General features: G+C 68.2%; 6 protein-coding genes and 1 pseudogene. 4 read left to right on the top strand and 3 right to left on the bottom strand.

The genetic code is table 11. The features are described 5' to 3' along the window. Nucleotides 1-172: 172 nt before the first annotated feature. Together ACE3TU_RS15570 and ACE3TU_RS15565 are read right to left on the bottom strand one after the other, a co-directional pair. The gene (locus ACE3TU_RS15570) at nucleotides 173-1366 is read right to left on the bottom strand and encodes an ROK family transcriptional regulator (protein ID WP_374625789.1); all 1194 of its coding nucleotides are present in this window, start codon (nucleotides 1364-1366) and stop codon (nucleotides 173-175) included. 136 nt (nucleotides 1367-1502) lie between these two features. Further along, complete coding sequence (locus ACE3TU_RS15565; protein WP_374625788.1) at nucleotides 1503-2654, bottom strand: mandelate racemase/muconate lactonizing enzyme family protein; 1152 nt, start codon at nucleotides 2652-2654, stop codon at nucleotides 1503-1505. A 179-nt stretch (nucleotides 2655-2833) separates the two neighbouring features. Here ACE3TU_RS15565 and ACE3TU_RS15560 point away from each other — a divergent pair, with 179 nt between their 5' ends. Further along, nucleotides 2834-4246, top strand: coding sequence for a UDP-glucose/GDP-mannose dehydrogenase family protein (locus tag ACE3TU_RS15560; RefSeq protein WP_374625786.1), 1413 nt, complete (start codon nucleotides 2834-2836; stop codon nucleotides 4244-4246). A gap of 19 nt (nucleotides 4247-4265) precedes the next feature. Here the strand turns inward: ACE3TU_RS15560 and ACE3TU_RS15555 are convergent, their stop codons facing one another. After that, nucleotides 4266-5966, bottom strand: a complete 1701-nt coding sequence (locus tag ACE3TU_RS15555) for a DUF6311 domain-containing protein (RefSeq protein ID WP_374625784.1) — start codon at nucleotides 5964-5966, stop codon at nucleotides 4266-4268. A 169-nt stretch (nucleotides 5967-6135) separates the two neighbouring features. Between ACE3TU_RS15555 and pncB the strand changes: the two genes are divergently transcribed. The 3 genes and pseudogenes from pncB to ACE3TU_RS15540 form a co-directional block, all read left to right on the top strand. Further along, complete coding sequence (pncB, locus tag ACE3TU_RS15550; RefSeq protein WP_374625782.1) at nucleotides 6136-7440, top strand: nicotinate phosphoribosyltransferase; 1305 nt, start codon at nucleotides 6136-6138, stop codon at nucleotides 7438-7440. A gap of 1 nt (nucleotide 7441) precedes the next feature. Then, nucleotides 7442-8200, top strand: coding sequence for a TIM barrel protein (locus ACE3TU_RS15545; protein ID WP_374625780.1), 759 nt, complete (start codon nucleotides 7442-7444; stop codon nucleotides 8198-8200). 111 nt (nucleotides 8201-8311) lie between these two features. Continuing rightward, nucleotides 8312-8550: pseudogene (locus ACE3TU_RS15540) on the top strand (ring-cleaving dioxygenase); the annotation flags it as partial.

The following is an 8550-nucleotide window of genomic DNA, read 5'->3' as shown; positions in this document are numbered from 1 at the left end:
CGAGGGCGTGGACCTGCTCGAGGGCGACACGGTGCATCGGGTCTGGTTCGATCATGTGCTGGTCTCGGTCGACGACCTTTACGCCACTCTCACGCAGATGGCGGGCAAGGCAGGGTGGGCGCTGACCCTGCCTTGGGCCGCTCCCGCCTGAGGCGCGGCGCTGCCGGCCGCGTCACGGCAGCATGTCGGCCAGGTCACGCGAGAAGTACTTCTTGAACAACGGCAACTGCCCGGCACCCACCGGCGCCGCATCTGCTCCCAGATGCCCGGCGAACACCCCCGGATGATCGAAGGTGAGCCATGGTAACGTTGACATGGCTGCCGTGGTTTCCGTGATCAACTGGTCGAGCAGCGGGCGCGGCAGCACCCCGTCGATGATCGCCCTGTCGACTTCGATCACCGCGGCGGCGTTGAGCACGATCTCTGCAAGAGCCGCACCCGCCTCGGCGATCCAGGCCGAAAGGTGCGGTTCCCATTGCTGCCAGGGCCAGTCGCGCGGGTTGCCGGTCGGCGCCGGCAGCCCCGCCGCCTTGAGGCGCTTGCCCAGCGCGTAGATCGAGGCGATCTCGTGGCCGAACTGCCGGGTGCCGCCAGGACCGGTGACCAGCATGGACCCAAGGTTGGCCGAGTTGCCGGTCGGGCCCTCCCACAGCGTGTGCTGCGACACCACGCCGGCGCCCAGGAATGTACCCACGAACAGGTAGGCGAAATTGGCCGGCCGCGGCGGCGGCGTGGTGACCAGCTGGGCCCAGCAGGCGGCGTTGCCGTCATTGTAGCTCTGGGTGGTCAGGCCCGTGCGCTCCTCGATCGCCGCCCGCAGGTCCAGCTTTCCCCAGGCCCCCGACTGCTCCGGCAGGTCGCCGAGCAGCTCGACATTGCGCGCCAGGGTCGACGGGGTCGCAAGGCCGATGCCCACGACGCGATGGCGCCTGGCGGGATCGAGCCGCTCCATCATGGCGCCGATGCTGTCCGCCACCTCGGCGACGATGGTTGTGGCGTCCGGGTAGGCGTAGTCGCGTCGATAGCGATCGATGTGCCGGCTGCCCAGGTTGATGAGCAGGATGTCGAGGTGCCGCCAGCCTACCTCGACGCCAAAGGCGTAGGCGCTGCCGTAGTTGAGGAACAGCGGCGTCGCCGGCTGGCCGCGGCGGCCGCGCAGCACCTCGCCGCGATACACCAGGTCTTCCGCCTCGAGTTCTGATACGATCGCCGAGGCGGTCTGGGGGGCGAGCCCGGTCCGTCTCGAAATATCGGCATTCGAGATGCCGGGACTGAAGGTAATGGTCGTCAGCACGGCGCGGCGATTGGCAGCACGCAGGCTCGCATGCTGCACGCCGCGCCCGGCGGGCTCAAAAAAGTCGGTCACTTCGCAGACCCTCGCACAAGCAAATGGCTGGAGGCAGCACTATAGGGTCGTCGCGGCCGCTAACGCGTACCATGACGATTCTGCGTCCACTTGGCAGTCTTGGCGTCGCCGTCTCGCCGCGTCAACCCATTGTCGGCTACCAATTGGTCACGGATCCATCGCGCCGATGCAGCATCGGGGCCTGCCAGAACGCGAAGCTCTGCCTGGCGATGAGGGCCTCGTTGACCTCCACGCCTAGGCCCGGCGCATCACTGACCGGGTAGTGGGCCCGCTCCAGCCGGGGCTGGACCGGGAAGAATTCGGAATTGTCGAACCCGAGATGGGTCTCGGCCGGACTCGAGCGGGTTTCCAGCCAGGAAAAGTTCGGGACGGCGGCGGCGAAGTGGACGGTGGCGGCCGTGCAGATCGGGCCGAGCGGGTTGTGCGGCATCATGTCGACGTAGTGCGCCTCGCTCCAGCCGGCCACCTTCATGGCCTCGGTGAGGCCGCCGACATTGCACACATCCAGCCGGTTGAACTGGTGGATGTCGCGCTCGATGTAGGGCAGAAACTGCCATTTCGAAGCAAATTCCTCGCCGATGGCGAAGGGGATGTCGGTGAGCCGGCGCAGGGCTTCGTAGGCTTCCGGCGTCTCGTCGCGAATCGGCTCCTCGAGGAAGTCGAGCGTTCCCGACGGCATCTTCTGGCAGAAGCTGGCCGCTTCGGCTACCGACAGCCGGTGATGCAGGTCGATGCCGAGCACGACGTCCTCGCCCAGTTCCTCGCGCGCCTTCACCATCCACTTGGCGGTCTTGCCCAGGTGCTCGCGCGGCTCGTAGGTGGTTTCTCCGTGGCCGGACGGCGACAGGCGCATGGCGGTCCAGCCATTCTCGATCAGCATCTTCGCCTGTTCGATCATTTCCGGTCCCGGCTCGCCCGAGGTGGTGGCGAAGGTCGGGATCCTCTCCCGCTGCTTGCCGCCGAGCAGGTCGTAGACCGGCACCCCGAGCGCCTTGCCCTTGATGTCGTAGAGCGCGATGTCGAGGGCCGAGATGGCGGCCTGCAGGACGCGTCCGCCCTCGAAATACTGGCTGCGATAGAGTTCCTGCCAGATCCGGCCGATCTGGAACGGATCCTGCCCGATCACCAGCGGTGCATAGTGCTCGATGGCGCCCACCACGGCCTTCTCGCGGCCCGACAGGCCGCTTTCGCCCCAGCCGAAGACCCCTTCGTCGGTCTCCACCTTGACGACGAGCTGGTTGCGGATGCCGACCCAGACGGCATACGGCTTGATGGCGGTGATCTTCATGGCGCTTCCCGTGTTGCACGAGCAAACTAGCGAACCCACGGGATAAGTGCCAGTACGCAACGCGGGTCGCTCCGCCTTGTCTGATCATCGATATCGTGCAGGGGTCGGCTGCGAAAACACTACTTGGAGGGGCGGGGCCGGGCGGCTATTAGCCTGTTGTCGGCACTGAGGACTATTTGATGCGAGTCAGTATTTTCGGTTCTGGATATGTCGGGCTGGTGACCGGGGCCTGCCTTGCCGACACCGGCAACCACGTGGTGGGCGTCGATATCGACACGGGCAAGGTGGCGCTGCTCAACGGCGGCGGGGTGCCGATCTTCGAACCGGGCATCGACAACCTGATCGCGGTGAACCGGTCGGCCGGTCGCCTGCGCTTCACCGCCGAGCCCGCCGATGGCGTGGCGCATGGCGAGATCATCTTCATCGCTGTCGGCACGCCGCCCGACGAGAACGGCTCGGCCGATCTCAGATACGTGCTGGCGGCGGCACGCGCCATCGGCGCCACCATGAGCGGCTTCAAGGTCGTGGTGAACAAGTCGACGGTTCCCGTCGGGACCGCCGACAGGGTGGCGGCGGTGCTCGAGCAGGAACTGGTGCGGCGGGGCTTTTCGGCTGACCCCGAGGAACGCCGGCGGCTCGGTCAGCCGGGCTATGCGGTCGTTTCCAACCCGGAGTTCCTCAAGGAGGGGGCGGCGATCGCCGATTTCACCCGCCCCGACCGGATCATCATTGGTGCTGCCGACGATGCCGGCGGGCAGCGGGCGCTGACCCTGATGCAGCGGCTCTACGCGCCGTTCAACCATCAGAAGGACAGGGTGCTGGTGATGGACGTCCGTTCCGCCGAATTCACCAAGTACGCCGCCAACGCCATGCTCGCGACCCGCATCTCGTTCATGAACGAACTCGCCAACCTGGCCGAGGACCTCGGCGCCGATATCGAGGCGGTGCGGCACGGCATCGGGTCCGATCCGCGCATCGGCTACAGCTTCCTGTACGCCGGCACCGGCTATGGCGGCAGCTGTTTTCCCAAGGATGTCCGGGCGCTCAGGCACACCGCGGCCGAGAGCGGCCGGACGCTGCGGGTGCTCGAGGCGGTGGAGGCGGCCAACGAGGCGCAGAAGAGCGTGCTCGGGGCCAAGATCCGCAACCATTTCGGCGACGACCTGAGCGGTCTGACCTTCGCGCTCTGGGGGCTGGCCTTCAAGCCCAACACCGATGACATGCGCGACGCCCCGAGCCGGGTGCTGATCGCCGAGCTGGTGGCGCGCGGCGCCCGGATCGTCGCGCACGACCCGGTCGCCATCGCCGAGGCGCAGCGCGTGCTCGCCGCGGATCTCGATCCGTTCCCCGGCGGCTTCGAGGCGGTGCGCTTCGAAGCCGACGCGCTCGCCGCCCTCGAGGGCGCCGATGCGCTGGTGATCGTCACCGAGTGGAAGGCCTTCCGGTCCCCCGACTTCGCCGCGCTCGCCGGTGCGCTGCGCCGCAAGGCGATCTTCGATGGTCGCAACATGTACGAGCCGGACGCCGTCGCGGAAGCCGGCCTCGCCTACTTCCCGATCGGGCGGCGGCAGGGCGCCCGGCCGCCGCGCTGATCCTCGCCCGGCTCGCTCGTCAGGGTCGTATGGCGCGCGGTCCGCGATAGGGCTCGAGGGCGATACCGGCGGCAGCAAGGTGCGCCTTGCCGCCGCGCGCGAAGACGATGTGGCCGTCGATGCGGGCCAGCAGGTCCTCGGGGCGGAGGTGGGCAACGAGGATTTCCGCCACGTCCTGGGTGACCGAGTAGATGGCGCCCGGGTCGAGTTCGCCCGAGCGCATGGCGAGGCGCCCCTGTTCGAGCCAGTACCGCTCCGTGCGGGGGTCGGTGCGGCCGAGATAGACCGCGGCGCTGGCGAGGCGGTGCTGCATGGCGAACCAGGTGAGATCGCGCCAGCCGGGCACGTCGTTGCGGGCCGGCAGGCCGCGCACCCGCTGATAGTGCGGGGCGAGGGCGGCCCAGGCGGGGCTGGCGAGCGGGGTGCGGAAGCTCGTCCCGGTGCGGTCCTCGCCGATATAGGCGCCGCGCCAGCCGCGCTGCTCGTCGAAGATCTGGGCAAAGACGAGGAGCAGGGCCAGCGCCATGGCCCAGTTGGGCGAGAAGCGCCTGGCGAGCAGGACGAGGGTGCCGAAGATGATCAGGTAGCCCAGCGGCCAGAAGAACCGCCCGGTGCTGCGAAAGGTCGAGAGGAAGCGCTCGAGCTCTTCTGGCAGCGGGATCTCGAACAGCTCGATGCTGCCCAGGGCAACCCGGTTGCTCAGCGCGAACACCGCCATGGCGACGGCCACCAGCACGATGGGCAGGAAGCGTGGCGCGGCCAGCCGTCCGAGCCGACGGATGCCGGGCCCGGGCAGCCCAAGGGCGATCAGCACGAACATGCCGATGCCCAGGTAGTTGGCACCTTCCCACTCGTCGATATTGGTCTCGACCTGCGGCAGGAACACCGACCAGAAGTCCGGGTTGATCGGGCCGAGCAGGTTCATCCGCCAGCGGCCGAAATCGTAGCTTTCGACCGAGCCGGTCATGAAGATGCCGCAGGCCCAGAGCACCCCGACGATGACGGCGGCATTGGCGATGGTCTCGACGAGCGCGGCTCCGATGCGCAGCCGGCGGAGCCAGAGCCGCTGCAGCAGCGATGCGCTCCAGATGGCAAAGACCATCACCAGCAGGTAGCCGTGGATGGCCGAGACGGTGCCGAGCAGCAGCGGCCAGGCCCAGCGCGGCGGCGGCGTGGTCTTCACGTAGAGCCAGATGCCGGCGAGGATCACCCAGTGGCCGGAGAGCGCCAGGTGGACGTCGAGCCGCGCGAGGAAGGCCGGCTGGAAGACGCAGAACAACGCCGCCGCCAGCGCGAGGATGCGGCTCAGCCGCAGTTCGTGTGCGATCAGCGCGGCGAACACCGCCTGCAGCACGAACGAGAGCAGGTGCCACCAGCCCCAGTACTGGAAATACTCCGGCAGCCAGTCGCGCAACAGCTTGAACGGGATGGCAAAGAGCGGCAGCCCGTCGACCAGCGCGATCGAGTTGGCGATCTCGATGCCGTAGTTCGGGCTGGCACCGGGCGGCCAGCCCCAGGGGGCGTCGCGGAAGAACCACCAGCCGAGCGTGTGCATGGCCCGGTCGTTCATGTCGAGCCACAGGATGTTGGTCGGGTCGAGCGAGGCCGGCCCGCGCACCAGCAGGAAGGCCGCGATGGCAAGCAGGATGGCGGGCAGCACGGCAGGGGTTTCGCGCGCCGCGGCCGGCGGCGCCGGCGCGGCAGTCGAATTCGAGGCCATCGTCATGGTTGCCGGCAGGTCCCCGCGCTGAGCTCGTCGCGTCTCGATCTCAATAGCGAGGCGGGGTGAAGGAAGCGTTTGCGGCCGATCCATCGGTCATTGCCGATGCCTGCCCTTTCCTTTTGCAGCCGATCCGCCTACGAACGCTGAGCACGTGGAGGAAGGCCCGATGCCCAAGACCGATATTGCCAGGCGGGTCTACAACCACACCTGGAAACTGGACCCGATCGTCCGCAGCCTGCTCGATACGGACTTCTACAAGCTGCTGATGCTGCAGATGATCTGGGGCCTGTATCCGAAGGTCAGGGCGACGTTCTCGCTGATCAACCGCAAGCAGTCGGTGCGCCTGGCCGAGGAGATCGACGAGGCGGAACTGCGCGCCCAGCTCGACCATGCCCGCTCGCTGCGTTTTTCCAAGAAGGAGATGATCTGGCTGGCGGGCAACAGCTTCTACGGGTCGCGGCAGATCTTCGCCCCCGAGTTCCTGCGCTGGCTCGAGGATTTCCGCCTGCCCGAGTACCGGCTCGAAAAGCGCGAGGGCCAGTACGAGCTCACCTTCGAGGGGCCCTGGGTCGAAACCACGATGTGGGAAATCCCGGCGCTCGCCATCATCAACGAACTGCGCAGCCGGGCGGCGCTGAGGGAGTACGGCCCGTTCGCGCTCGACGTCGTCTATGCCCGCGCCAAGGCCAAGATGTGGGAGAAGGTCGAGCGGCTGAAGCTGCTGCCGGAGCTGCGCATCTCGGATTTCGGCACGCGGCGCCGCCACTCCTTCCTGTGGCAGCGCTGGTGCGTCGAAGCGCTGAAGGAAGGGCTCGGCAGCAATCTCACCGGCACCTCCAACGTGCTGCTCGCCATGGATACCGACCTCGAGGCGCTGGGCACCAACGCGCACGAGCTGCCGATGGTGCTCGCCGCCATCGCCCCCACCGAGGCGGCGATGAAGGCGGCGCCCTACCAGGTGCTGGAGGACTGGAAGAGCTACTATGGCGGCAACCTCTTGATCGTGCTCCCGGATGCCTTCGGCACGGCGGCCTTCCTGCGCGATGCGCCGGACTGGGTCGCCGACTGGACCGGCTTTCGGCCCGACAGCGCGCCGGCGATCGAGGGCGGCGAACGGATCATCGAGTGGTGGACGCAGCGCGGGCGCGATCCGCGCGACAAGCTGCTGATCTTTTCGGACGGGCTCGACGTCGACATGATCGAGGAGGCCTACCACCACTTCGCCGGCCGGGTGCGCATGGCGTTCGGCTGGGGAACCAACCTCACCAACGACTTCGCCGGATGCTCGCCCTGGCCCAACCCGCAACTGGACCCGATCTCGCTGGTCTGCAAGGTGTCGAGCGCCGATGGCCGCCCGGCCGTCAAGCTCTCCGACAATCCCGAGAAGGCGACGGGGGAGCCGGCCGAGATCGCCCGCTACCTGCGCATCTTCGGCGACAGGGGCCGCGTCGCGCACGCGGTGACGGTCTAGCATGCGCTTTTCGGCCTGCATCGAATGGCTGTTCGCCGCCGAGGCGCCGGACGTCGCCGACCGCATCCGGCTGGCCCGCGATGCCGGGCTCGACGCGGTCGAGTTCTGGCGGCATTCCAACAAGGACCTCGCCGCGGTTCGGGCCGCCCTGGCGGAAACGCGGCTGCCGCTCGCCGGCATCCTGTGCGAGCCGATCGCGCCGCTCGGCAATTCCGATGCGCATCCGGCGTTCCTCGAGGGCGTGCGCCGATCGCTGAGTGCCGCCCGGCAGCTGGGGGCCGGCATGCTGATCGCCCAGGCCGGGGATGACCAGCCCGGCATTTCCCGCCCGGCCCAGCATGCCGCGATCGTCAGGGTGCTGCGCGAGGCGGCCGGGCTGCTCGAAGGCTCCGGCGTCGTCCTCGCCCTCGAGCCGCTCAACGACCGCGTCGACCACCCGGGCTACTACCTGACCTCGACCGTCGAGGGACTGGACATCGTCGACGAGGTCGGGCGGCCCGAGATCAGGTTGATCTACGACATCTACCATTCCGCCGTGATGGGCGAGGCGACCGACAAGGTGCTGGCCGGACGGGTCGACCGGCTGGCGCATGTTCACCTTGCCGATGCCCCCGGACGGGGAGCGCCGGGCAGCGGCGGCATGGACTATGCCGAGCGGCTCGCATGGCTGGCGAAGGCGGGCTATGCCGGGCTCGTCGGCCTCGAGTACCGGCCGGGCGGGCCGACGCTGCCGACCCTCGGCTTTCGCGAGCGGCTCTGAGACTGGTCGGGATCGTCGAACAATCTGTCCCGGCGCGGCGGGTTTTGTGGGCGCGTTCGGCAACTATATGTCGTCGCAATGGCGGCAAGGCCGCGACAGGAGACGATTGCCATGCTCACGCAGATCAAGGGACTGCACCACGTCACTGCCATGGCGCGCGATGCGGCGCTTTTCTTCACCCGCGCGCTGGGGCTGCGGCGGGTCAAGCAGACGGTCAATTTCGACGAGCCCAGCGTCTACCATCTCTATTACGGCGACGCCGCCGGCTCGCCGGGGACGATCATGACGCACTTCCCGTTTCCCCGCATCGCGCGCGGCCGGCCCGGCACCGGGGAGGTCGGCACCACGGC

The organism is Devosia sp., assembly GCF_041917035.1.
In the GTDB taxonomy this organism is placed as follows: Bacteria; Pseudomonadota; Alphaproteobacteria; order Rhizobiales; family Devosiaceae; genus Devosia_A.
Note: the sequence above shows the minus strand (reverse complement) of the source record. Positions and strands in the feature narration are given on the sequence as shown.

Bases quoted from the DNA above. Each gene is read 5' to 3' on its own strand.
- ACE3TU_RS15565 (WP_374625788.1), bottom strand. From the start codon at position 2,654: ATGAAGATCACCGCCATCAAGCCGTATGCCGTCTGGGTCGGCATCCGC.
- ACE3TU_RS15560 (WP_374625786.1), top strand. From the start codon at position 2,834: ATGCGAGTCAGTATTTTCGGTTCTGGATATGTCGGGCTGGTGACCGGG.
- ACE3TU_RS15555 (WP_374625784.1), bottom strand. From the start codon at position 5,966: ATGGCCTCGAATTCGACTGCCGCGCCGGCGCCGCCGGCCGCGGCGCGC.
- pncB (WP_374625782.1), top strand. From the start codon at position 6,136: ATGCCCAAGACCGATATTGCCAGGCGGGTCTACAACCACACCTGGAAA.
- ACE3TU_RS15545 (WP_374625780.1), top strand. From the start codon at position 7,442: ATGCGCTTTTCGGCCTGCATCGAATGGCTGTTCGCCGCCGAGGCGCCG.